Origin of the sequence: Undibacterium sp. SXout20W (assembly GCF_049340285.1) — a bacterium.
Classification (GTDB): Bacteria; Pseudomonadota; Gammaproteobacteria; order Burkholderiales; family Burkholderiaceae_D; genus Undibacterium.
The window spans coordinates 1-25,819 of record NZ_JBMPPH010000024.1; the positions used below are offsets into that span (position 1 = coordinate 1).

A 25,819-nucleotide genomic window follows, 5' to 3' on the forward strand; every position below is an offset into this window, starting at 1 on the left:
TGGGTAAGATGTGTGTATGTCATTTCGGGCAACTTTGACTTGGAGGTCTGGAAGGCCGGATGCTACTGCATCTTCCCACCTTTAACCATTTATCTTCAGTTGCACTTCATAGTTGAACTCGCGATTTTAAATAATTGCGTTTGAAGTAGCATCAAAACAAAACGCGCCAGATGATGAGTCTGGCGCGTTTTTTTATTGGCTTCAATGTTGATCTCGTAGATACTTCAATCCTATCGGACATCAGCGCATCTTTATTTGTCTCGCAACATCAACACAAAATCCAACTTGCCGCTCTATGTTTTCAGGAATGGCGATGCGCCCCGCAAGTACGGCAGAAATCCAGTTTGCCGTCGCTTGAGCATCAATGCTATCCGGCGCTTCGGGTGTGCCACCCGCCAAACCATCCTGCTTATCCAAAAGAGTTCTTCCCACCCCATCACTAAACCAATCTATGCGTTGCGCACGTCCTGTACTAGCAACCGTTTCACCTTCCGTACCGCGCATCAAAAATACATCGCCCTCAAGCGGATTCTGATGAATTGAAAAATAGTCCTGCAACATCTGCAAATACTCAGGATGCGTGTAAGAATTCAGACGCAACGCAGGCGAATCAAATGGTTGTAATAATTTAACCAGAGTGTGAGTCGAATTTCTGACACCTAAAATTCGTCGTAAATTCAGCAAGTTCGACATCGATGGTGATAACGTTTCAATGGCAACAAATGCTGGCTGCTGCGCAGCCATTTGGACACTGACTTGCTCTACGGTTTCACATTTCTGAATGTGTAATTCAGAAAAAATTTCTGCTGTGGTTACTCGTCCGGCGTCTTTCGTTACACCGTGCACCAACACTGGCACGCCCCGACGCGCCAGAAGCAAAGCGAGTAAAGGTGTGAGATTGGCTTTTTTTCGAGCGCCGTTATAACTCGGAATAATCACTGGCGCGTACGGGCTATCAGTGGGCGCTGTCAGCGACAAGATAAAGTCTTTAGCCGCGTCAAGAAAACCAGCAATCTCTTCAATGGATTCGCCCTTGATTCGCATGGACAATAATATCGCCCCAAGCTCTAAGTCAGAAACTCGTCCAGCCAACATCGCCTCATACAAAGCCCGGGCATCGTCCCGCCCCATACTACGTGCGCCGTCTTTACCACGGCCAATTTCTTTAATCAGATGCGCCGCAGGAAATGGTGCCATGCCTTTTTCAAGAGAGTTTTTGTCTTTATTTATCATTTCATTAACAGCTTCATGACTGCATTCCATTCTGCCGTCGTCACCGGCGTAATCGATAAACGGCTACCTTTTTGCAATACTTGCATCGTTTCTAGTTCTGGATGAGTGCGCATTTCAGTCAAACTCAGCAGTGGTGTTTTGCGGATCGCTTTAACGTCGACCATCATCCAGCGCGGCGTTTCCGGCGTTGCTTTAGAATCAAAATAATGGCTCTTGGGATCGAACTGGGTATGATCCGGATAAGGCGTCGACGCGACTTCGGCAATGCCTGCGATACCCGGTTCTGGGCAACTAGAATGATAAAACAATACCCCATCACCAACACGCATAACATCACGCATAAAGTTTCGTGCCTGGTAATTTCTGACGCCGAACCACGGCACAGCCACCATTGCCAGCGCGTCGTCGATACTCATTTCAGCAGGTTCAGATTTCATCAACCAATATGCCATAGCAATTCACTCAAAGAAAAAGAGAAAAAGAGAAAAAGAGAAAAGGTGAAAGATAAAAAATAAAAAGGAAATTGTCGCACAATTAGGAACCGACAATCGGAACGCACACGTCGAGGAACAAATCCACTTCTGAAAATAAAAACGGCTGTCAAAAAATGACAGCCGTTCAGAAAAAGTCCCCACCGATGCCGCTATGCCGGCATCCTGAACCTAAGCGGTTCAAGTTGGCCACGGTCAGTTCAATTTCGGGTTCATCGGACTAGCGACGCTCACACCTATCGAACAATGTTCCACAGCCTATGCACATAAATGGTTCAAGGAATATATGGCATTGGCGAACACGGCAGGGAATTGAAGTTTACTCCCAAATGAAGAATTAGGGTGACTGTTTTTGATTAAATTAAACAATGACCCTGTATTCAAAATAGGTTTTCTTGTGGCGTCAGCGCCTGATCCATCACTTCATGCATCTGTACCATTTTTTGCTTCACCTCTGACATGGACAAACCAGACAGTGGGCCCTCAGGTGATTTGGTCGCGAGTAATTCGGTTGTCATACCCAAGGCTGCCATGACCGCAATGCGATCGGTACCTTTTACTTTAGAGGAATCGCGTAGCGCGGACATTTTTGCATCGAGAAAGGCAGCGGCTTCACGCAATGCTCTATCCTCTCCCTCTTTGCAGGCGAGCTTATACACTTGTCCCATGATGGTGACGTCGACCTGAATCACTTTTTTTTCAGTCATGCTGCTTCCTCGTCATTGGCGATTTCTGCTGGCAATTGTGTCAACAATGCAGATACTCTGGCATGTGCTTGTTGCATGCGTTGCTGCAGGTCATGATTCTGCGAAGTCAACAACGTCACCTCGTTGCGCAAACCTGCATTTTCGTTGCGCAAGGCATGAGTAAGCTCGGCGAGCTTAGCCACTTTTTCAGCGAGTAATTCAAAATCGGAGATCATCATAATTAGTTTTTGGAGTGCAACAAATCTGGGTTCTTATTATACGAGCAAATATTCTGTCAACGCATGTCTTGGTCTAAGTAAGCATCGAAAAAAATGCGACGACCTCAATTTCGCCTAAAAAAAATCACCAATTTGAATGAAATTATCCTAAAAGCCGAAATTCGCCTATAAAAAAACGCCATTTTTGTATGCAAACAATTATTTTATGTGACGAAGCGCACAAAATGTATGGAAGGATCACACTTTTTTAAAAAATAGGTTATTATTTGGTGCATAGCTACCCACGCTAGACTCTTCGTTGGCATCTTTCGGTACCTGATTTATTACCGTTGAAATTATGCCAATCGCCTCCAGATTCAACAATGAATGCGGCGAGTTCCGATTTTCGACCGATATTCTGTGGCGCTGTTACCCCTTAATTTTTCCCTCTCGATGAGGATTCCATGAGCGAAAACATCAAATATGTAAGCGATGCTTCTTTTGAAGCAGACGTATTAAAATCCGACAAACCAGTATTGGTAGACTTCTGGGCTGAATGGTGTGGTCCATGCAAGATGATCGCCCCGATTCTGGAAGAAGTTGCTAAAGAATACGATGGCAAAATCGTTGTTGCAAAAATGGACGTCGACGCCAACCAAGCTGTACCAGCACAATTTGGTATCCGTGGCATTCCAACCCTGATTTTGTTCAAAAACGGCACGGCAGCAGCGCAAAAAGTAGGCGCGCTGGCAAAAGGTCAATTGACTTCTTTCATTGACGCCAATATTTAAGGTATCATCAAGTACTGCATTTGACGTTCGTTCAATTCATGCAAAAGTAAATAAATGCAAATTGAACGAAATATTTCCGATGCAGTACGATCCCCTTAAAATATTAATGTAAAATAAGAGCTTGTTTAAATGGTCATTTGACCGCAAAATACAAATAACTATTCTGCTTATTCTGTAGTTCCTCCGTTCACTCCCCCACCTCATACTCCCATCTCGGGACATTCACCATGCATCTATCTGAATTAAAAGCCCTACACGTATCCGCATTGCTGGAAATGGCTGTAGGACTCGATATTGACAACGCGGCACGTATGCGCAAACAAGAATTGATGTTCGCGATTCTTAAAAAGCGTGCAAAATCTGGCGAACAAATATTTGGCGATGGCGCCCTCGAAGTATTGCCTGATGGTTTTGGCTTCTTGCGTTCTCCTGACGCCAGCTACATGGCATCAACGGACGATATTTACATCTCTCCATCACAGATTCGTCGTTTCAATTTGCATACTGGTGACTCGATCGAAGGTGAAGTACGTACACCAAAAGATGGCGAGCGTTATTTCGCTCTGGTCAAGGTGGACAAGGTCAACGGAGAATCACCAGAAGCGTCTAAACACCGCATTCTGTTTGAAAACTTAACGCCGTTACACCCAAATAAAGTATTGACACTCGAACGCGAAATGCGCGGCGAAGAAAATACCACTGGCCGTATCATCGATATGATCGCACCAATTGGCCGCGGTCAACGTGGTTTGCTGGTGGCGTCACCTAAATCCGGTAAATCCGTGATGTTGCAACACGTAGCACACGCGATTACGACTAATCATCCTGACGTGACATTGATCGTTTTGCTGATCGACGAACGCCCAGAAGAAGTAACTGAGATGCAGCGTTCTGTACGCGGCGAAGTCGTTGCTTCCACGTTTGATGAACCTGCAACCCGCCACGTTCAAGTAGCGGAAATGGTTTTAGAAAAAGCCAAACGCCTCGTCGAAATGAAAAAAGACGTGGTCATTCTGCTCGATTCGATTACTCGTCTGGCACGTGCTTATAATACGGTGATTCCAGCGTCCGGCAAAGTATTGACCGGTGGTGTGGATGCTAATGCGCTGCAACGTCCAAAGCGTTTCTTCGGCGCTGCCCGTAACGTCGAAGAAGGCGGCTCACTGACCATCATCGCGACAGCGCTGATCGAAACTGGCAGCCGTATGGATGACGTGATCTACGAAGAATTCAAAGGTACAGGCAATATGGAAGTTCATCTGGAACGCCGTCTTGCTGAAAAACGCGTCTACCCAGCGATCAACCTGAATAAATCCGGTACCCGTCGTGAAGAATTGCTGATCAAACCAGATCAGTTACAAAAAATCTGGATTTTGCGTAAGTTGCTGTACTCGATGGACGAGATCGAAGCGATGGAATTCATCCAGGACAAAATGAAGGCAACCAAAAACAATGCAGAATTCTTTGAGATGATGCGTCGTGGCGGTTAAGCCTGAATTCAACCATAGATAACTTAGGTTGAGGAGCCGTCACTTTTTGTGGCGGCTTTTTTTTGGGGCTGAAATGGACTAAGGTATCTGCAAGTCATCGTTGAAATTCTTAAAAAAAGCTGGCAAAAATTGCCAGCTTTTTTTCAACCATCACGAAAAAGTACGGCGCCTATAAAGCCCGTTTTTTGCTTCATTCACATTCATGCATTCATGCATTCATTTATTCATTTATTCATTTATTCATTTATTCATTTATTCACTTATTCATTAACGCCATTCAATCTCTTTCATTTCTCCTAACCACAACCATTCACCGCTTCCCCGGCGGAAACGCAGCCACATTTTTTCACAGCCATTGAACGGAATGAAAATCTGAAAATCGCGTTCAGATTCTTTCGCCACCAACATCCCATTGCAACCGCCTAATTGAGCGACCTCTTGCACGTCGAATCTTTGTATACTTCCATCTGGATAGACTTCTAACCAACGATTCTGATTGATCATCCGCCACTCTCTGCGTCCTACAGGCTCAAATTGATAATCCCATGCAAAGCGCGCCAACAGTTTGGCATCAGCATCAGCCGACTCTTTCTCTATGCGCTCGAGGGCTTGCCGCACAAGATCAGCGACCACCCCTTGAGACTGTGCCCGTAAAGCACGACGATAAGATTTCAAAGCAGGGACTTTCTCGTCCATTTTTTCTTGGGTCTGCCCCAGGAAATACCATGCCATCGCATTGTCTGGATAAGTTTCCAGTAATTGTCGATATTTCTTCGCGGCATGCGGATAACGCCCCGCTTCAAAGTCTTTTACCGCGGCTTCAATGAGCGTAAGCTGAGGATCGGCAACCACTGGCACCGGGCTCGCTTTTTTTGCTTTGAGTTCTGGTTTCTTTTCTGGTATCTCAGCAACTTGTTGCGGTTGCGGTGAAATCAAGCGTCCAGCCTGCCAGATTTGCGACGTTTGCTTTCCATCCACTGTCGTCAATGTACCAGCGCCATCTTTCACGCCATGAGAAAAATTGCCTTCATAGCGACTGCCATTCTGCCACTGCTCTACACCAGCGCCATGCTGCTTTTCTTCTTCAAAATTGCCCTCGTAGCGATAGTTATTATCGGTAAATACACCGTAACCAGTGCGCATATTATTAAGAAAGCCACCTTCGTAACGCCGACCGTCTTGCCACTGATAAACTCCTTTGCCGTTGCGTTTTCCGTCGACAAATTCGCCATCATAACGCGAACCATTGGTCCAGAAATAACTCCCCTTACCGTTCAGTACGCCGCTGAGTAACGTTCCTTCGTAACGATTACCGTCACTAAAAAATAATTTACCTTGCCCGCTTCTTTCATTATTTTTAAATTCACCCTCATAGCGGGAGCCATCCGGCCAATAAAAAGTCCCTTGTCCGGTTCGTTGATCAGCCTGAAAATCGCCTTCATAGCGCTGCTGATTTTGCCACCTTAAAACGCCTTTACCTTGCTTGCGCCCATCGACGAAATCACCTTCATAGCCATCGCCATTTTTCCAAGTGTATTTACCTTTGCCAGTACGCTGCCCGCTGACGAAATCACCTTCATAGCGATTGCCGTTAGCCCAAGTAAGTGTGCCTTGTCCGTGTAGCAAGTTATTCAAAAAATCGCCACTATACTCATCGCCACTCGCCCAGCGATAAACGCCTTTACCGGTACGAGATCCATTCACAAAGTCGCCCTCATAACGACCGCCGTCAGCCCAGATCATGAGTCCTTTGCCATGCATATTGCCGTTTTGTATTCCACCTTGGTAACGTGAACCGTCGGAAAATACCTGTGCCTGTTCTTGTGCAATGACAACAGGAACAAACATGACATTGAGTGACATACAACTCAACATCAAGGCGGATTGGACGAATCGCATACGGCGCATATTTTGACAGCAACGCTGAACGATGTTGCGTCGGTGCGCACAGATACAATTAAAAAAATCAGTCATTATCGACACTCATTGACGGTAGTAACAACGACAGTGACATCTTTGATATGGCACGCTGGTTTAGGATCAATTTTATAGGTATCCCCAAAGCAGCCGCTCATGCCAATAAAATTTTGTGCTATTCCTTTTACTGGTATTTGCCCAGGGCAACGAGCTTCATAAGCGACATCGACGCAGTAATCACCCTTAGGACGTGGTTTAGGGTTAGAACCTGTCGCATAATAATGGCCTTCACCATCAGGACATTTGGTCGCATAAAGATGAACGCCGTTCGTCATCGCATCCATAAAGACACGCTTTTTCTCATCCTCTTTCGATTTGTTATCGGCCTGTTGTTGTAGGTACTCTGCGCTATGTCCACCTGACGCGCCAGAAGATCCGCCAGATTGCTGCTGATTTGACGCGGTGCCAGCGACGGTACCGGTGCTGTTAACGCCATTCGTTACCTGCGACACCGGCGTTCCGGCGTGAGTAGATTGATAGCTAGTAGATGCTCCGGGTAAAGGAATCGTCTGCGCTTGAATTTGTCCGCTTCTTTGCATTTGAACCAGCTGCGATTGCGAGATTGGCTGACGTTGTACTGGATCTGATACCAAAGGCGTTGCTGTTAAACCTTGTCGTCCGGGTTGCGCAATACTGCCGTTAGTTACCATATGAACTGGCGTATCGAGCTGACGCACAGGTTTTCCCTGCTGAATGTACGATTGCGCTGCAGCAGGTATTCCAGGGACATTTGCGGGTACTGGTAATGGATTTGCTGGCGCGGCGATTTGCTGCTGACTTGATTGAGGCGTACCCACCTGCGCTGGCTGACGCATTTGGTTTAATAATTGTTGCTGGCTTGGTGGCTGATTTGGAACTTGATTTTGTTGGTATCCTGGTTGTACCTGCTGCTGCATCTGCGTAGGTTGCGATGGCCGTTGTGGCAGATTTTGACCCGCTTGGTATTGCGGAGCTGGCTGTTGAATTTGTTGCTGTTGCGGTTGAGCAGTGCGCTGCTGATTTTGCTGCTGATTTTGCTGTGGTTGGTATTGCTGTTGTTGGTATTGTGGCTGTGTCAGTTGTTGACTTTGACGCTGCTGATTTTGTTGCTGCTGTGCCTGACGTTGGCGCTCGGCTGCTTCCTGTTGCTGACGCTGTTGTTGCTGTTGTTGCTGTTGTTGCTGTTGTTGCTGTTGTTGTTGCTGTTGTTGCTGTTGTTGCTGTTGTTGCTGTTGTTGTGTCTGACGTTGGCGCTCGGCTGCCTCTTGTTGCTGACGCTGCTGTTGCTGTTGCTGCTGTTGCTGCTGTTGCTGAAGTTGCGCCTGACGCTGACGTTCGGCTGCCTCTTGCTGCTGACGCTGGCGCTCCGCTTCTCGCTGCTCACGTTGACGCTCAGCGGCCTCCTGCTGCTGACGTTGGCGCTCAGCCTCTCGCTGCTCACGTTGACGCTCAGCGGCTTCTTGCTGCTGACGTTGGCGTTCTGCCTCGCGCACCTGACGTTGACGCTCAGCCGCCTCTTGTTGACGCTGACGTTCGTTATCCAGACATTGTTGCTGCAAATAGGGCGGATTGGTTGGTGGACAATAAGCCTGTGCACCCCCAGCAAATAAACACCCTACACTTAACATGCTACCTGTAGCAAAGAAACGCCATGAGCGAGTCGAAAGCAGCCGGCTCGTCGATGAATTTAATGTTGTTGGTTGTCTTATCATGACGAGATGCTCCAATTTAAGCAGTGTGACACTGTCATCATTATAATCGCGGGTTACAATTTATAACAATTTTGCCGTGCCAGCACTTGCATAAAAACATCATGCACCTTCGCTTAACATAAGATAATTTATTAAAAAAATAATATCTTTATTGCGATATTTGACACACTGATAAGTAAAATAGCCCCATTCGGGGCTACTTTTATTGCATTTAAGTTAAAAACTAACGAGCTGCTGTCATCGAATCAACGAGCAGATATCTCCCAGCCGCCGCCCACCGCTTTATATAAGCTCACAACAGCAATCAAATGCGCACGCTGGGTATCAATCACAGTGACTTGTGCTTGCCACAGATCTCTTTGTGCATTCAAGACTTCAAGGTAACTGCTATAGCCGCTTTTGTAGCGTAATTCGGCTAAGCGTAGTGAGTCTTTTAATGCTGCTACACGATGCTGGCCAGAAGTATAAATTTGCTCATTGGCGGTGGCGTTATTCAAGGCATCATGCACGTCCCTGAACGCGCCCTGCACTGTCTGTACATACTGCGCCAGCGCTTGTGTTTTGCGGGCTTCGGCCCCAGAGACGACTGCGCCAATGGCGCCAGCACGGAATACGGGCTGCGTTAAATTTGCACCGAGATTCCACAGCATAGATGCAGGATTAATCAGATCCTTGAGTCCTTGCGACTCATAGCCGACGCCACTACTTAGCTTCAGCGTCGGAAAATAGAGCGCTTTCGCCTGACCAATATCTGCATTCGCCGCCACCAGAGATTGCTCAGCGGTGACGATATCCGGACGACGTTCTAACAAATCGGATGGGAGGTCTGCTGGAACGCTTAATTTGTTGTAGAGACCATCAATATCGTTACCGCGTGTAATCACCGGATTTGCTATCGCTGATGGTGAGCGCCCCACCAACACTGCAACAGCTGACTCCGCATTGGCGACGGCTTGCTTCGCCTGCGCCAAGTTGATTTCTGCTGCAGCTTCTTCAGCGTCAGCAATGTGCAAATCCGCTTCACCGATGGTACCAGAGGCAAATAGCTTTCTCTGTAAGCGTAGTCTTTCCTGACGCGTTTTAAGTGTCGCTTCTGCCAACGTTAATTGCGCATCGCTGGCACGCAAACTAAAGTAGGTCTGTGCCAGATTGCTATATAAACTCGTCAAAACAACACCTTGATTGGCTTCCTGTGCCAGCAAACGTGCGCGTGCGGCTTCGTCAGCGCGTGCTAACTTACCCCACAAATCGAGTTCGTACGAAGCACTTAAGCCAAGCTTGTAGTCGCGACTAATGGGTTCAGCACCAGCAGGGAGCGAACCAGCATGTTGACTCGTACGCAATTTAGTCGGCGTGAGATTTGCGTCCACGGTCGGATAGCGATTGGAATTTGCGCCAAACGCCAATGCGCGCGCTTCTTCGACGCGACCAGCAGCTAACACCAAATCTTGATTATTGGCGTGAGCTTCGTCGAGCAAAGCGTTAAGGATAGGATCGTTAAATCCTTTCCACCACGCCATATAATCGACAGCAATTGTCTTGCCCGACGTGGCAGCCACGTTCAGATTTGAAGGCACGTCCAATGCCGGGCGTTGATAATCAGGCCCTACTGATACGCAGCCAGCCAGCACCAGACTAGCGGCCATCGTCGTTACTATCAATTTTACTTTCAACATTTTTATTCCTTAGTCTCTGTGACTGACGCATCCATCTTTGCTGCGTGATGAGCGGTCGTTACAGGATGAGCGAAATCAGCCTCGGTCGTTTTCAGGCGTTTGTCATTAATCAATTTAAAGAACAAAGGCACAAAGAAGATCGCCAGGAAGGTAGCCGCCAACATACCACCCAATACACCAGTCCCCAACGATTGACGCGCAGCCGCACCAGCACCATGAGAAAACGCCAGTGGTACGACACCCAAAATAAATGCCAATGAGGTCATCAAAATCGGACGGAAACGCAAGCGCGCTGCCTCGACCGCCGCCGCCACTGGTGCATAACCTTCATGCACTTTCATGACCGCAAATTCCACAATCAGAATCGCATTCTTGGCCGACAAACCGAGCAAAGTCACGAGACCGATCTGGAAATACACGTCGTTATTAAAGTGTCGCAAATATACCGCCATCAACGCGCCAAAGATACCGAACGGCATTGCCAACAATACTGAGAAAGGCAGCGACCACTTTTCATATTGCGCAGCCAGAATCAGGAAAATCATCAACACGCCAGCACCCAGTGCGATACCGGCTGCATTGCTGCTACGTTTTTCCTGAAATGATGCACCACCCCAGTCGTAGACGACATCGGCAGGCAACACGTTCTTTGCGGCGCGTTCCATCGCCGCGATGGCCTGACCAGAGCTGTAACCTGGTTTCGCATCGCCCAGCAATTTAATCGCAGGCAAAGCATTAAAGCGTTGCACTGAATCAGGGCCGGTAATGAACTTGATCGTCGTGAAAGCGCGTACCGGTATCATTTGCCCCGTCGAAGAGCGAACATACATGCTGCCGATATCATCAGGTTTGGCACGATACTGACCTTCTGCTTGCAACTGCACTGTGTAAATACGCCCATTTTTATTGAAGTCGTTTACATAGTAGCTACCCAAAGTTGCCGCTAACGTGTTGTAGACATCAGAAAGGGCAACACCCATAGAACGTGCTTTTTCATTGTCCACATCCACGTAAAGCTGTGGAGAACGGGCTTGCCACAAGGTTTTCACACCGGCCAGTTCTGGCTGCTTATTGGCTTCGGCTAATAACAACGGCAATAAAGTGGCTAAGCGTTTGACACCGCCTTCACCCGCATTTTGCAAATAGAACTCGAAGCCACCAGTTTGTCCTAACCCCTGAATCGCAGGCGGGCTGAAGAACAATGGCAAACCTTCTTTGATATGGCCAGTTTTCATGTAGCTTTCACCAACCATTTGCTGCGCGGATTGATTCCGTTCATCCCACGGCTTTAATGGGAAGAACATGGTCGCGGCGGATGATTTCAAACCGCCACCACCCAGAAAATCCAAACCAACCAAAGAGAAGGTGGTGTCGATATTTTTATTGGTTTGCATGACGGTCTCAACTTGCTTGACCATCGCATTAGTACGATCCAGAGATGCACCATCCGGCATAATCGCCGCACCAATAAAGTAACCCTGATCTTCATCGGGTACCAAGCCACCAGGTACGTGTTTCCACAACACACCAGTCAACGCCACCATACCCAAGACCAAAGCAACACCTAAGGTAGCGCGTTTCAGGAAAAAACTCACACCGTCGGTATAGCGCTTAGTCAAACGTAAAAACGCCGCGTTAAACCAGGTAAAAAAGCGATTATGATTTTCCGCACCTGGTTTCAACAAGATCGCACACAAAGCGGGGGTCAACGTTAAAGCAACCAAACCTGACAATACAACAGCGATAGAAATCGTGACCGAGAATTGACGATACAACTCACCAGCCAAACCACCAAGGAAAGCAATCGGACCAAATGCCGCTACCAGCACCAGCACAATCGCAATGACTGGTCCAGTCACTTCATGCATCGCTTCAATCGCGGCATCTTTCGGCGACATGCCCTCTTCATTCATTAGGCGTTCGACGTTTTCTAACACGACGATCGCATCATCCACCACGATACCAATCGCTAACACCATACCGAATAAAGTCAGCGTATTTATGCTGTAACCAAGCAAGTGCAAACCTGCCATCGTACCAATCAATGATACCGGAACGGCGAGCGTTGGAATGATCGTTGCACGCCAGCTTTGCAAAAACAGGTACACAACAATAAACACCAAGACCATCGCTTCTGCCAGTGTTTTTAAAACCTCTGCAATCGACTCAGTGACAAACGGCGTGGTGTCATACGGTGTCGAATAAGTCATGCCTTCGGGGAATTTCGCCTTCAAATCTTGCAAGGTTTTTTCAACTGCTTTGCGTGTTTCTAAGGCATTCGCACCGGTTTGCAAAAACACACCGATGTTGGCAGAAGGATGACCATTCACGCGACCATACAAGTTGTAATCTTTAGAGCCTAATTCGACCAGCGCCACATCTTTAATGCGTGTCGTTGCACCGCTCTTATCGGATTTGACGATGATATTGGCAAACTCTTCTGGCTCCAATAAACGACCTTTGGCCGTCACAGTCATCGTCAGTTCTTCGGTATTGTTTGGTGGGGCACCCACTTTACCAGCAGCGTATTGCGCATTTTGTTCAGAAATGGCGTTTGAAATATCGCTCACCGTCACGCCCAATTGCGCCATGCGATCCGGACGCATCCAGATCCGCATTGCATAATCTTTGGCACCAAAAATCTGAATATTGGTTGTACCAGGAACGCGCTTCAGTGCATCCAATACATTCTGCGTGGCATAGTTAGACAAGTACAACGCATCGTAGCGATTATCTGGTGAATACAAGGCTGCAACGACCAAGAAGTTTGATGAACTCTTAGAGACCGTTACGCCCTGACGACGCACTTCTTGCGGTAATTTAGCATCCGCCTGACGCACACGGTTATTGACGTTCACCGCAGCGATATCGAGATTGGTGCCGACTTCAAACGTCACATCGATTGATACACGGCCATCAGCAGACGACACTGAGTTCATGTACAACATGTGTTCGACGCCGTTGATTTGTTCTTCAATCGGAGCCGCCACGGTACGTTCTACCACTTCAGCCGAGGCGCCTGGATAAAATGCCGTCACATTGACGACCGGTGGTGAAATCTCGGGGTAACGAGAAATCGGCAAGACACGCAGAGCGGCCAAGCCTGCCAGCACAATAATCAACGACAAGACTGTCGCGAAAATCGGCCGATTAATAAAAAATTTTGAAAACATGAATTATTCCTGTTTGCCTTTGCTGACGATGCAGCACTAAATTCAGTTAAGGAAGCTGATCGGGTTCTTATTCGGCAGATTTAGTAGCGGCTGGTTTGGACGCTGCTGCGCTGTTCGCTTTTGGGGCGATGCTGTCTGCACCTGTTGCCGCAGCCACTTTCGCGCTCACAGCAATTGGCGTCACGGTCATGCCTGGTTCATGCGCTTTGATGATGCCATCGACCAACACACGTTCACCGCTTTTCAAGCCTTTCGTCACCACCCATTCGCCATGCGACCAGCCATCTAACTCCACTGGTTTAGGGTCCAGTTTGTTGTCAGGCGATACGGCAAACACCATCTTGCCCATAGGACCATCGATCACCGCGCGTTGTGGTACAGCCAGAGCAGCACTACGTTTTGCCCCTGCCAGAATCACACGCACAAATTGACCTGGACGCAAGTTGCCATCTGGATTGGCGACCTGCGCACGCGCATCAAAGCCGCCTGTTGCCGGATTGACTTTTTCGCTCACAAAATTCATCTTGCCAGTAGTTGGGAACATGCTGCCATCGGCCAATTTGAGTTGCACGTCAAAAGCCAGGCTGCCATTACTTGCACGTTTTCCTGGCAATGCGACTTTGCCGCTACCCACTTCTTTAGCGACTTTCAGGTAATCTGCTTCAGGAATGCTGAAATTGATATACACGGGATCGGTTTGAACAATCGTCGTCAACAAACTATCAGCGGCTGTCACCAGACTACCATTGGATTTATTTGCAATACCTGTCACGCCACCGATGGGAGCAACAACTTTGGTATAACCAAGATTGAGTTTGGCTTCATTGACTTGCGCCAGCACTTGCTTGTAACTGGCTTCGGCCGTTTCTAAATTTGATTTCGCATCATCAAATTCTTTTTGGCTAATCGCCTTTTCTGCGGCCAATGGGGACAAACGTGCATATTCACGTTTCGCCTGATTCAATTTCGCTTCGCTCACACCCGCTGCGGCTTCAGCTGATGCCAGTTGTGTTTTGTATGTGCCCGGATCGATTTGGAACAATACGTCGCCCGCTTTAACGCGGGAACCTTCTTCGTAGACGCGGTTTTCTAAAATACCGGCAACGCGCGCGCGCACTTCTGTCTCGCGGGAACCCGCAGTTTGTCCAACGTATTCAAAGTCTAAGGCAAGATCACGACTTTCTAATGTCACCACATTGACTTCTGGTGGTGGCATTTGACCAGGCGCTGCATGCGCAGATTCTTCTTTGCCGCAAGCAGCCAAAGTCAAAAGTGGCAAGCTCAACGCCAACGCCTTTAGGGCCGGATGCTGGTAAATTTGATGAATCGAAGACGACAGCGAGGAACGTGATGAGGAGGATTTATATGAAAAGCGCATAAAGAATTCTTTCTGCATGATTAAAAAACGGTGCGCTATTATATACATACAATCATGTTTGTATATAATAGCGCGAAACAACCCTATAAATCGAAGGGAATCAATGCTTCATGCGGCAGTTCTTCAATGCCGATATGCTAATACGTGCTTATCTCGCACCTAGATTCGCGCCATAGTTAGAATAGCGATGATGGAGTTGGTATGTGATTTTGGTTAAATTGCTAAGACGTTGACTCGCCCGGATACGCCGTCGCACCCGGATCGTCATTGTCCCATCGCTTGCGAGGGTGGGAAAAACTGTGCTGTTAGGGTTTTAAAACGGCAGGTAGGCGGGAGTTTTCAGGTTGATCTGATTGGAATGTTGATAGAAAAAATTTCTTTATTTTTATCTTTGCTTCTTCAAGACTTACAATTTTTATTAACTTTTTATAATTTCTTATCTACTTCTTGTCTACTTTTTGTCTATTTTTTATCTATTTTTATTCATTCCTTATTCATTTCTTATTCATTTCTTATTCAATTTTTCTCAATCTTTTTATTGTAATAAGCGAATTTAGTATGACATATGCATAAATTTGCCTACAATTGCCAGAAAAAGCGCATAAAGAATTCAGATAAGCTTATATAACGGAAAGCGCGAAGAAAAAAACAGGATACAACTTAAACAACACGGCTCAGGCACCGCATCAAGATTGGATAAAACAATAGAACTGCCAGAACCGTTTTGTTTAAGACCTAAAAGGAACAACGATGGTCAGAAAAACCAAAGAAGAAGCACAAGAAACGTATGCCGCATTACTAGATGCTGCGGAGCAAGTGTTTTCTCAAAAAGGTGTCACGAACACAACCCTCAACGATGTCGCCGTTGCCGCTGGCATGACACGCGGAGCGATTTATTGGCACTTCAAGGATAAAAATGCCCTGTTGCAGGCCATGTGTGATCGCGCATTCTTACCCATGGAAGCGCTGCTGAATGAGATTCTTGAAACACCTGATAAAGATCCGGTGGTTGCCTTAAAGCAGCTTGATATTCATTTTTTGCAACTGGTCTCAGGGGACGAGCGTCAACGCCGCGTGTTTGACATTATTTTCCATCGCTGTGAAAAAAATCCAGACCTACCCTTTTTTGAAAACGAAAAACGCCAGCGTGTTGAATGTATGGCAAAGGTTCAGGCCATCATCCAAAATGCGGTCGATCAAGGCAAATTGCCCCATGACACCGATACCTGGATCGCAATGCAAGCCAATCACGCATTTTTGGTCGGTATCGTGCATGAATGGCTGGAAGATACGAACGCCTATTGCATGATTGCTCACGCTGAAAGCATGGTTGACATGTTTCTGGCAGGCTTATTAACCCGCCCGCCGTTAAAAAAGTCTACGCCGGCAATTTCCAATTAAATCGGATGGCCAGAATACGCATCGCAAACGTGATTGAGATACCCGCGAGCAAGGCCATTGCTTCCGACGTATCCGTCCAATTCAAGAATAAATACACCCAACAGCCTGCAAAGGCACACGTTGCATACAACTGGCTGCGGCGGAACACCAATGGGATTTCATTGCAAATCACATCACGTAACACCCCACCAAAAATCCCTGTAATGACACCCATCATTACGCAAACAAACAGCGGCATTTCCGCCTCCTGCGCCAGCGAGGTGCCAGTAACGCTAAATAAACCAAGACCCAGGGCATCCGCCCATTCCAATATATTTTCCGTCAAAGCATGCCGCAAATGGCGTAACAAAGGGATGGCGAGTAAGGACAAAATAAAAATAAGAATCGGGTATTCCTGATTTTCGACCCAGAACAAGGGACGCCGATCCAGCAACAAATCACGTAAGGTGCCCCCACCAAACGCGGTAATAAAGGCGACCGTAAAACACCCGACTGCATCCATACGTTTGCGGCGCGCCTCAATAAAACCAGAACAAGCAAACGCAATCACCCCTGCCACCTCGGCAGTGTGCAACATTGCATTCATTCCCAGATAACTACTTGCCATACTAATTTTTAACCTTCAAATTCATTTACATTATTAACAATATTATTATTGATTATTGATTATTGATTATTGATTATTGATTATTGATTATTGATTATTTTCCATCGAATTTACACTGAACTGCCGCCGTGAGCCAGACGATCGGCGGCGTTACAACGAGCAATGGATCGTCGTTATTAAAACGCCAATGTCGATCACCGCATTTTAATTTGCTGAGTATTTTAGAGATGCAATTTTACCTGCGGGACATGACCAAAGTCTGACAACTTCGGGTAAATCTTTAGAAATTTTCCTATTTCTAAAGATTTCTTTCAAATAAGCTTACCTACAAACTGATTTTGCCGCTGCCCACGCTATCCTGAAACCAAAAAATCGTTATATAATCATGGGCTTGGCATTTTGTTTGTGCAAAATCCATATTTATTCAACTCTGGCAAGTGATACGCAATCGGATCAAGAAGCTGTGCGATCGACGAAGTGCATATTGGCTACCTACTTTATATACTGAGGCAAGCATGAAAGACGGCATCCACCCAAATTATCGCGAAGTGTTGTTCCACGACGTTTCTAACGATTTCAAATTCATCACACGTTCTACTATCTCCACAAAAGATAAAGCAGAATTTGAAGGCAAAGAATACCCACTGGTCAAGATCGAGGTTTCTGCAGAATCCCATCCTTTCTACACTGGCAAACATAAAATCGTTGACACCGCTGGTCGTGTTGACAAGTTCCGCAAAAAGTTCGGCACTGTTGGCTCCAAGACTTCAGTTGCAAACTAATCAGCGCAACGGTTTTAACAAAAAAGGCAGCTCAGGCTGCCTTTTTTACTAAGCAACTCCGTACAATCTATTTAAAATACAAACAATTTAGCCAGCACAAGACTTACGCAAAATGGATTCAGCAGGCAAAGTGCCAACGATAAAATCGTTTCACTGCAATGCCAACATCAAATTTGAGTCATTTTGCGTCAGTCTTGCTGTGATTTTTTTGTGGTTGATATAAACAACCGCAAAAAGTAACTGCATCTAGTCCTGAGTTGCCTTGCTTTTCAGGAACACGAACAACCGACATGGTCACTATAAATTTGAATATGAAGCCAGTTCGCCTTCCCGCCGCTGCTACCATCGCTCTCCCACGCTGGGGCATCTTTGCTCTCTGCCTGCTCTACATCCTGCCTGGTCTGATTGGTCGTGATCCTTGGAAAGGTGATGACGCGAACAGTTTTGGCGTCATGTGGACAATGGCACATGGCACCATCGCCGATTGGTTGTGGCCGCACATTGTCGGCATGCCAATGCCAGACAAAGGACCACTTACCTACTGGTTAGGTGCAATTTGCATTCAACTATTTGGTGGCATTCTTGGCGAACCAATGGCAGCACGCATATCCACCGGAATCTTTTTCATCATCGGCTCCGTATCGGTGTGGTATGCCACGTATTTACTCGGACGGCGATCAGAAGCACAACCTCTCAAACTCGCCTTTGGTGGCCAACCTGAACCACAAGACTTTGGTCGCACTCTCGCAGATGGCGCGCTGCTCATTTATCTGGGATGTTTAGGGCTGTTGGTACGTAGCCATGAAACCAGCATTGAAACGCTGCAAATTTCCTTGATCGCGTTCTGTTTGTACCTGTGCGTACGTTTGCTTGACAAACCCGAGCGCCGTCTGGTGATCCAATTAGGTATCAGTCTTGGCCTCTTAGTTTTGACGCGTGGCTGGGTTACGCCTTTCAGTCTGGTTTTGGGTCTCAGCGTTTTGTGCCTGTATCGCCAACAGACCAGACAAATCAAATTCATCCTTGCTGCCTTGCCAGTTGCCTTGATTTTGCCTGCACTTTGGTTGCTGGCGATCTACATTGTCGCGCCATATGACAGCAGCCCTTACCCCGCGTGGATGTCGTGGAATTACCATCAAATTAATTGGCCGACACTGTCAAGCATAGGGTATTTTTTCAAATACAGCATTTGGTTTGCATGGCCCGCATGGCCGTTTGCAGGCTGGGCGATTTATGCCTGGCGTCGACAAGAAAAAGCCTTGCACATTTCATTACCAAGTACATTTTTTATCTGCTTTGTATTACTGAGCTTTTTAAATCCATCTTCAGAAGAAAGCCTGCTGTTGCCAATTTTACCGCCCCTCGCTATCCTGGCCGCATTTGGCTTGCCGACCATGAAGCGCAGCGCGATTAATGCAGTAGATTGGTTTGCCGTTCTAGTGTTGACGGGCACAGCAGCCTTCATCTGGCTAGGCTGGATTGCCGAACAAACTGGCTGGCCTGGCAAAATGAGCGCAAAAATTTTGCATCTGGCACCTGGTTTTCAACCTAGTTTTAATCCATTTGTTTTTGCATTTGCACTGACGGCAACGATTGCCTGGTTCCTGCTGGTCTACTGGCGGATTTCACGCCAACCGTCGGTCTTGTGGCGTGCCGTCGTGTTATCCAGTGGTGGTGTGATTTTATGTTGGTTGTTGCTGTTAAGTTTATGGTTACCCTGGATCAATCAACGTATTACTTATGCGTCACTGGGCAAGGAAGTAGCGCAACAACTGCCTAGCAAAGATTATTGCGTTGAAGCTTATATCGGTCCTTCACAGCGTAGTTCATTAGCGTATTTTGGGCACGTACATTTTGCTAGCTTTACGGATCACGATTGCGGCTATTTAATGCTGCAACACAATCGTAAACAATCTGATGAGCCGCAATTGCCGTCACATTATCAGTTGAGCCAATGGGAACGCATATGGAATGGACACCGTGCCTATGACAAGGACGAAATGCTGACTTTGTATCGCCGTAAAAACAAATGACGGCGCTAACAACGCCAGGTGTGATCGGCAACGCAAAGAGAATTGCTGCCATCGCCTGGCCCATGTTGATTGGACAATTAGCGGTCGTTGCCAATGGCGTCATCGATACCGCCATGACCTCGCGCTTTTCAGCGACAGATTTTGCGGCACTTTCAATCGGCATTTCGATTTACGTCAGCATTTTTGTTGGCTTAAACGGCGTATTGCAAGCCATTTCGCCAACCGTAGGACAACTGTTCGGCGCGCGTGATTACCCGCAAATCGGTGCAAAATTAAAGCAAGGAATCTGGCTGGCGTTTTTCTTGTCGGTGCTGGGTTGCACGCTATTACTATTCCCGCAGCCTTTACTCAACATCGCCGAAGCATCGCCTTCTTTGAATGAGAAATCGCGCCTCTATTTGCAAATCCTTGCATTAGCATTACCAGCGACCTTGGGTTTCAGAATTTATAGTGCCCTCAATAATGCAGTAGGTCGTCCAAAGATGGTCATGGCGATTCAATTGGCATCGTTAGCGTTAAAAATCCCCCTCAATACGCTATTCATCTTTGGTGGTTTAGGCATTCCCGCCATGGGTGGGCCCGGTTGCGCTGCCGCCACCACCGTCATTGCCTGGTTGATGTTAATCACGGGCTGGATGATCTTGCATCGCGTTGAATACTATAAAATCTTTGCCATATTCGGCACTGGTTTTATACGCCCACAATGGCAGTCTTTAAAAGCATTGCTGCATCTCGGCATCCCAATGGGATTAAGTTACCTGATTGAAGTCACCGCCTACGCATTCATGGCGCTTTTTATTGCCCGGTTGGGCGAAGTGGCCGTATCTGGACACCAATTAACAGCTAACTTCGGCACAATTTTATACATGCTGCCGCTGTCGATAGCCAACTCCACCAGCACACTCGTCGCGCAAGCGATCGGCGCGAAACAATTGCAGCAAGCAAAAACAATCAGTCATGCTGGCCTACTTCTGGCTGCCGGCTGCGCTATACCCATGGGCATCCTTATCTGGCTCACCAGAGATTGGATTTTGCATGCATACACCAACAATGAAGCTATTATCGCCGCCGCCCTGCCGCTATTTTTCTTCATCGCGGTCTATCAAATTTTTGATGCCATTCAAGTCGTCACCGCCTTTGTCCTGCGCGCCTATAAAATCGCCGTCATACCCACAGTTTTATATGCAGTAGCCTTGTGGGGCTGCGGTCTCGGCGGTGGTTATATCATCGGCCTTGATCCATGGCACATCATCCCTGACAGCCTCCACGGCGCAACCGGTTTCTGGCTCGCCAACAGCGCCAGCATTGCCTTAGTCGCGCTGAGCCTATGGCTATATTTACAACGCGTGCAAAGTCACTTCAACCTGGCCGATTCCACAGCACCAAAGAAGGGCTAGTGTAATGCCAACTGAATGGCAATACCGTGGGAATAGCGCGGAAATAGCGCGGGAATCGCGTGGAAGTAAAGTGAGAATAAGCAAGACAAAACAGGCAGGTAAACTGAGCGTCAATATACACGACGCTACCACGACAATTTGCGATCAATAAAATTGACTAAAAAATATGCAGAAATTGGAAAAAATACGATTCCCCAACCCGCATAAAGGCATCCAACCACCCGCTGCACTTGCAAAATACAGCCAGCCCTGTCATAATCCCTTTTGTGCGTTGCCGAGATGGCGGAATAGGTAGACGCACGGGACTCAAAATCCCGCGCCGCAAGGCGTGCCGGTTCGATTCCGGCTCTCGGCACCAACCAGATACTAAGCTCTTGATTTTTCAAGGGCTTTTTTGGTTTTTACGCCCTGTTTTTGTCAAGTGTCACATATGAGTGTCACATATCGCACAAAATGGGCATCAAATTACCTTCCAATTTACACCGTAACAGACATGGTGTTTTGTACTTTCGTCTCAATATTCCGAAAGATCTACACGGCTACTTTGAGACCAAAGTCATTTACCGCAGCTTGCGCACTTCCAGCATCGAAATTAATCCCCACGAGACTAAAACGATAGTCCTCGTACATTGACCATAACTTAAACTCAGAGAAACGAACTTACATCAAATTTCGTTTTAACCCGAACCAGCTTGATTATCGTTCTCGCTCACACTTTTCTGTATCAACAGACATGACATTAATATGGCAGTAAGAAGTTCGACTTGTGGTGAATCTTCGAACAAAATCGCTTCATGCCGTTCGCGCATTGTTAGTACTTTTGCTTTTGCCTCGGATATTGTTTTTTCATTAAAGCTTAGTTTGAAGCGCATATCGAACAAATTTCCTACAAGCTCAGCCCCATCAAAATCTCCTCCTTCAATGAGGATTCTTCGTCGAAGCGAAAACAATTTTCCTCGCAGTAGAAAATGCGCAGCATTTGTTTTAACTTCCCAAGTCGGCGCCAGACTCCATATTTTACGTTTGAAAACTGCCATTTGGACTCCGTTGTGCGAAAGAGTCCAAGGCGGGTTAAACCATGCAAACACTTGAGAGCACTCGTAACGAATTTGCCCGTTGGAATCGGTAATATGAAATGTGGTGCGTAGTGACAATATTTTTCTTGCTACGCTCAGAGTCCGATAATTTTCTACGTCGTTCATCAATTTAAATATAACGTCTGGTTATGCAAACAATCACAACTTAAACTTGTGAAATAAGTGCGTTAAATTATTGAAAGCAAGTCTTAGCTTGTTCTTGTGGGTAGCCGAACCCAAGATGATCCTTTTTCCAGCATGTAAGTAATTCTTACTCGAAAGAAAATTGACCTCTTTCAAGCGTCAATAGCTACGTCCATCAGTAATAGCCTATTGGCGGGAATTCGTAACGTCAGTCAGAAATCGGATCAACTACTGGCTGGCGAATGATCAATGAGGTGACAGTAGGAATTGGCACTTTTAGGCTTTCACTCTCCCGTCAGAGTAAAACTGTGCGGGTTTTGAATACGTCGCGCAGCTCGCGTTTGAGCACCTTACCGATCGGACTGCGAGGTAGTGTGTCCACGATATTGACTGCTGCGAGGCGCTGCGTCTTGCCTAGTTGTGCGTTAGCCCACTCCAGCAATACGACTTCGGTTAAATGGCTGCCCGATATCAGTACCACAATCGCCACCGGAGATTCTCCCCAACGCTGCGACGGTAAACCAATGACGGCTGCCTCGACAACGTCGGGATGACGCTGCAAGACGGTTTCCAGATCGCTTGGGTAGATGTTAAAGCCACCGGAAATAATCATGTCTTTCTTACGATCAAGCAGGATCAAGAACCCATCTTTGTCGAAGCGCCCAATATCGCCCGTACGAATGAAACGCCGACCACTGGCGTCGCGCCATTCGGCATTCTCGGTCGCTGTAGGCAATTTATGATACGCGTTCATCATTGCAATTGAATGCCCAACGATTTCGCCGGTGCCGCCGGGTTGGACTTCGCGCCCCTGATCGTCAATCAGTCGGATATCATGTCCGGGTGCAGGACAACCAACGGTATGCAGCTTATCGGGATGTTCATGCGCCGCCAGGATGCAGGTGCCACCACCTTCTGTCATGCCATAGTATTCGACCAATGCGCCCGGCCAACGTCGTAGAATTTCACTTTTCAGAGCGGCGCTAAAGGGCGCGCTGGTACAAAATTTTCTTTCGAATGACGAGAAGTCATACTGATCAAAATCAGCATGCGCCATCAGGCGCTGATACTGAACAGGAACCAACATAGTGTGAGTGACACGGTGCTGGTATGCCAGTCTAAGGTACTCGCCAGCATCAAATTTTTGCATCAACACAACGCTGCTCCCAAGCGCCAGTGCGGGCATAAAACTAACCAATGTTGTGTTCGAGTACAAGGGCGTAGCAAGAAGCACCACGGCTTGATATCCATACCCACTCGCGGCACCTCTTTGTACATGCATCCAGCGCATGCGATGAGATTGCACAATACCTTTCGGGGTGCCTGTGGTGCCAGACGAATAGATGATATTAAAGGGACTGTCAGGATCGATGTCGACATGATTCGGTCGTGTTCCGATGGGTGCGAGCCAGTCATTAAAGTGCGTACCGGGATCGGAGTCATCGAGCGTAATCAAGCGCGCGCCTATCGCCTCGACTCGTGGCGCAAGCGCTTGCGAGATGGCCGAATCGACGAAAATAAAGGTGGCATCTGCATCCGTTATCATGGCGATCAAACTGTCCGGCGTTGACGATGGTGCTAACGGTGCGACAGCGATACCAGCACGCAAACCGCCGAGGAATACAGCGGCATATTCAATTGAACTTGCAGCACAAATTGCGAGGTTATCACCCGGTTGCAATCCCTCGCGTTGTAACGAGGCCGCAATACGGTCAACCAACGTATCAAGTGCCACAAAATCAAGCATGCGTTCATTTAAGGTAATCGCGGGCTGTTGCGGCCGTAACTGCGCATGGGACCGGATCAGATCAGAGACTGTGCCAAATGACTGGCTTAAAACGTCGTCGAAATTTATCATGAAATCCATCAAAAAGACTTAATTCAGAATATGTCGTCCATCACTATATGGCATATTTAATCGAACATGCGGACTACGTATTTTTTCCTTAGGCCAACCAATGTCTTCCATTTTGTTAGTTGGATGCGGCAGGCCTCTGTGAACAATATACCTCGAAATAAGTGTTTTGTCGTGTAAGCGAAATCAAGTCAGGTGTCGATGAGACGCTTGCCCCTATCCTCCCGCTGAACCTCACGGTCGTCCAAACGCTTAAAACTGATCAGGAGAATTCAGATCACCACAGCCATCTATCATCAACGGACCTTGGCTTATTATAGGCGTCAGCACGCCCCCAGCGAACGAGAAGTCTTTTCACGCATTGCCGATAAGATTTGTTGTACGCAAAAATATAACGAATTTACACTGCGAATGATTGTTGCAGTTATGCTACGATGTAAAACATTATTACACTGACATCGCACTGGGGTACATCATATGACGACAAACGAATCAGCCTTAGCGAAGCGCATAGCACAACCTGGTCAGAAACGGATTCTTTCACTTGATGGAGGGGGAATTCGAGGCATCATTACGCTTGAAATTCTCGCCAAAATTGAGGATCAACTCAGAACTGAATACAATCGCGGAGAAGATTTTGTTCTCGCTGACTATTTTGACTATATCGCAGGCACGAGCACAGGCGCGATTATTGGTACCTTGCTTTCAATGGGAAAATCCGTCAGCGAAATCAGATCTTTCTACCTCGACTTTGGTAAAAGTATGTTCGAACATGCGAGCCTGCTTGACCGCTTTAAATGGAAATATACCGATCAGGCTTTCTCCGAAAAATTACATGAAATATTTGGAAAAGACACGACACTGGGTAGTGAAGTCTTACAAACAGTGTTGATGGTTGTCATGCGCAACGCGAATACGGACCACCCCTGGGCAATCAGTAACAATCCAAACAGCAAATTTAATCTCGACCAACGTCACTCTCACCTACACCTTCCCCTGTGGAAACTAATACGCGCCAGCACTGCAGCACCTTCATTTTTTCCACCTGAAGAAATCAAAATTGGTGATCATGATTTCCTCTTTATCGATGGCGGCATTTCATCCTACAACAATCCCGCTTTTCGAGCTTTTATTAACGCGACAGCTCAACCTTTCGGTCTTGGTTGGGCAACAGGTGTCGATAATTTATTGCTTGTATCTATCGGGACTGGAAGCATACCCCATGAGAACATGGAACTGAAACGTTCAGACATGAATCTGATGCATGATGTCGTGACACTTATCCCCTCAATATTGCTTTCTACAGTACAAGAACAAGATACACTTTGCCGTTTGTTTGGAAACTGTTTGTACGGCGGTGCGATTGACAAAGAAGTGGGGACCTTAATAAACACACCGTCAATCGGCGCCGAAAAACTATTCACTTACTTACGCTACGACGGCGAAATCTCCCGCGCGGGACTCGATGAGTTAGAATTAAATGAAATTAATCCTGCCGACGTCGCCAAACTTGACTCGATTGAATTCATTCCTGAACTCATCCAAATCGGAGAAAAACTGGCAATGCAACAAGTCAAAGCTGAACACTTCTCTGGATTTTGCAGTGATCTTCAATCGGAATTTGCCCCCGCGAAGACAACGTAAAATAAACGTAACTTTGGCAAGGCATTTGACAACCTGACGGTAAAGCGATTTCACGTTTTGAGGACGATCGCAATTG

At 47.1% G+C, this 25,819-nt stretch carries 20 protein-coding genes, 1 tRNA gene and 1 other RNA gene; 9 read left to right on the top strand and 13 right to left on the bottom strand.

All coding sequences use genetic code 11. The annotated features are described in order from the left end of the window. Positions 1–240: 240 nt before the first annotated feature. The 5 genes from ybiB to ACO0K1_RS12870 all read right to left on the bottom strand — a co-directional run bounded on the left by ybiB (position 241) and on the right by ACO0K1_RS12870 (position 2,649). The gene (ybiB, locus tag ACO0K1_RS12850) at positions 241–1,197 is read right to left on the bottom strand and encodes a DNA-binding protein YbiB (RefSeq protein ID WP_423026306.1); all 957 of its coding nucleotides are present in this window, start codon (positions 1,195–1,197) and stop codon (positions 241–243) included. 32 nt (positions 1,198–1,229) lie between these two features. After that, positions 1,230–1,685, bottom strand: coding sequence for an EVE domain-containing protein (locus tag ACO0K1_RS12855; protein WP_423026308.1), 456 nt, complete (start codon positions 1,683–1,685; stop codon positions 1,230–1,232). A gap of 172 nt (positions 1,686–1,857) precedes the next feature. Next, positions 1,858–2,038: non-coding RNA, 6S RNA (gene ssrS / locus ACO0K1_RS12860), on the bottom strand. A 66-nt stretch (positions 2,039–2,104) separates the two neighbouring features. Next, positions 2,105–2,416 (bottom strand): cell division protein ZapA, encoded by a 312-nt coding sequence (locus ACO0K1_RS12865; protein ID WP_423026397.1) that lies wholly within the window; start codon positions 2,414–2,416, stop codon positions 2,105–2,107. 11 nt (positions 2,417–2,427) lie between these two features. Then, entirely contained in the window at positions 2,428–2,649 is a 222-nt protein-coding gene (locus ACO0K1_RS12870; protein ID WP_423026310.1) for a DUF904 domain-containing protein, read from the bottom strand. Positions 2,650–3,092: 443 nt separating this feature from the next. Here ACO0K1_RS12870 and trxA point away from each other — a divergent pair, with 443 nt between their 5' ends. Together trxA and rho are read left to right on the top strand one after the other, a co-directional pair. Continuing rightward, positions 3,093–3,419 carry a thioredoxin TrxA gene (gene trxA / locus ACO0K1_RS12875; RefSeq protein WP_423026312.1) on the top strand — a complete coding sequence of 109 codons (327 nt, stop codon included), beginning with the start codon at positions 3,093–3,095 and terminating at the stop codon, positions 3,417–3,419. A gap of 227 nt (positions 3,420–3,646) precedes the next feature. Then, positions 3,647–4,909: a transcription termination factor Rho gene (rho, locus tag ACO0K1_RS12880; protein ID WP_423015374.1), complete on the top strand. Its 1,263-nt coding sequence runs from the start codon at positions 3,647–3,649 to the stop codon at positions 4,907–4,909. Between the two features lie 267 nt (positions 4,910–5,176). Here rho and ACO0K1_RS12885 read toward each other — a convergent pair whose 3' ends face one another. The 5 genes from ACO0K1_RS12885 to ACO0K1_RS12905 form a co-directional block, all read right to left on the bottom strand. Continuing rightward, entirely contained in the window at positions 5,177–6,808 is a 1,632-nt protein-coding gene (locus ACO0K1_RS12885; protein WP_423026314.1) for a hypothetical protein, read from the bottom strand. A 74-nt stretch (positions 6,809–6,882) separates the two neighbouring features. Beyond that, positions 6,883–8,577, bottom strand: coding sequence for a hypothetical protein (locus ACO0K1_RS12890; protein WP_423026316.1), 1,695 nt, complete (start codon positions 8,575–8,577; stop codon positions 6,883–6,885). 245 nt (positions 8,578–8,822) lie between these two features. Next, the gene (locus ACO0K1_RS12895; protein ID WP_423026318.1) at positions 8,823–10,253 is read right to left on the bottom strand and encodes an efflux transporter outer membrane subunit; all 1,431 of its coding nucleotides are present in this window, start codon (positions 10,251–10,253) and stop codon (positions 8,823–8,825) included. A 2-nt stretch (positions 10,254–10,255) separates the two neighbouring features. Further along, positions 10,256–13,426: an efflux RND transporter permease subunit gene (locus ACO0K1_RS12900; protein ID WP_423026319.1), complete on the bottom strand. Its 3,171-nt coding sequence runs from the start codon at positions 13,424–13,426 to the stop codon at positions 10,256–10,258. A gap of 67 nt (positions 13,427–13,493) precedes the next feature. Continuing rightward, positions 13,494–14,804, bottom strand: coding sequence for an efflux RND transporter periplasmic adaptor subunit (locus ACO0K1_RS12905; protein ID WP_423026321.1), 1,311 nt, complete (start codon positions 14,802–14,804; stop codon positions 13,494–13,496). Between the two features lie 750 nt (positions 14,805–15,554). Here ACO0K1_RS12905 and ACO0K1_RS12910 point away from each other — a divergent pair. Beyond that, positions 15,555–16,205, top strand: coding sequence for a TetR family transcriptional regulator (locus ACO0K1_RS12910; protein ID WP_423026323.1), 651 nt, complete (start codon positions 15,555–15,557; stop codon positions 16,203–16,205). On the opposite strand, the gene ACO0K1_RS12915 is transcribed toward ACO0K1_RS12910, so the two are convergent. Next, positions 16,183–16,812, bottom strand: coding sequence for a trimeric intracellular cation channel family protein (locus tag ACO0K1_RS12915; RefSeq protein ID WP_423026325.1), 630 nt, complete (start codon positions 16,810–16,812; stop codon positions 16,183–16,185). The genes ACO0K1_RS12910 and ACO0K1_RS12915 overlap by 23 nt on opposite strands. Positions 16,813–17,327: 515 nt before the next feature. Here ACO0K1_RS12915 and ACO0K1_RS12920 point away from each other — a divergent pair. The 5 genes from ACO0K1_RS12920 to ACO0K1_RS12940 all read left to right on the top strand — a co-directional run bounded on the left by ACO0K1_RS12920 (position 17,328) and on the right by ACO0K1_RS12940 (position 21,657). Beyond that, positions 17,328–17,594, top strand: a complete 267-nt coding sequence (locus ACO0K1_RS12920; RefSeq protein ID WP_186913154.1) for a type B 50S ribosomal protein L31 — start codon at positions 17,328–17,330, stop codon at positions 17,592–17,594. Positions 17,595–17,884: 290 nt separating this feature from the next. Next, the gene (locus ACO0K1_RS12925) at positions 17,885–19,627 is read left to right on the top strand and encodes an ArnT family glycosyltransferase (protein WP_423026327.1); all 1,743 of its coding nucleotides are present in this window, start codon (positions 17,885–17,887) and stop codon (positions 19,625–19,627) included. Beyond that, a complete protein-coding gene (locus tag ACO0K1_RS12930; RefSeq protein WP_423026329.1) occupies positions 19,624–21,024 on the top strand; it encodes an MATE family efflux transporter in 1,401 nt (466 codons plus the stop codon). Before ACO0K1_RS12925 ends, ACO0K1_RS12930 begins: the two co-directional genes overlap by 4 nt. Positions 21,025–21,297: 273 nt before the next feature. Next, positions 21,298–21,382: transfer RNA gene (locus ACO0K1_RS12935), tRNA-Leu, on the top strand. Between the two features lie 95 nt (positions 21,383–21,477). Next, positions 21,478–21,657 carry a DUF6538 domain-containing protein gene (locus ACO0K1_RS12940; RefSeq protein WP_423026331.1) on the top strand — a complete coding sequence of 60 codons (180 nt, stop codon included), beginning with the start codon at positions 21,478–21,480 and terminating at the stop codon, positions 21,655–21,657. A gap of 44 nt (positions 21,658–21,701) precedes the next feature. Here the strand turns inward: ACO0K1_RS12940 and ACO0K1_RS12945 are convergent, their stop codons facing one another. Then, complete coding sequence (locus ACO0K1_RS12945; RefSeq protein ID WP_423026333.1) at positions 21,702–22,178, bottom strand: hypothetical protein; 477 nt, start codon at positions 22,176–22,178, stop codon at positions 21,702–21,704. Positions 22,179–22,539: 361 nt separating this feature from the next. Then, entirely contained in the window at positions 22,540–24,102 is a 1,563-nt protein-coding gene (locus ACO0K1_RS12950) for a class I adenylate-forming enzyme family protein (RefSeq protein WP_423026335.1), read from the bottom strand. 474 nt (positions 24,103–24,576) lie between these two features. On the opposite strand from ACO0K1_RS12950, the gene ACO0K1_RS12955 reads away from it, so the two are divergent. Next, complete coding sequence (locus ACO0K1_RS12955; protein WP_423026337.1) at positions 24,577–25,743, top strand: patatin-like phospholipase family protein; 1,167 nt, start codon at positions 24,577–24,579, stop codon at positions 25,741–25,743. Positions 25,744–25,819: the final 76 nt, after the last annotated feature.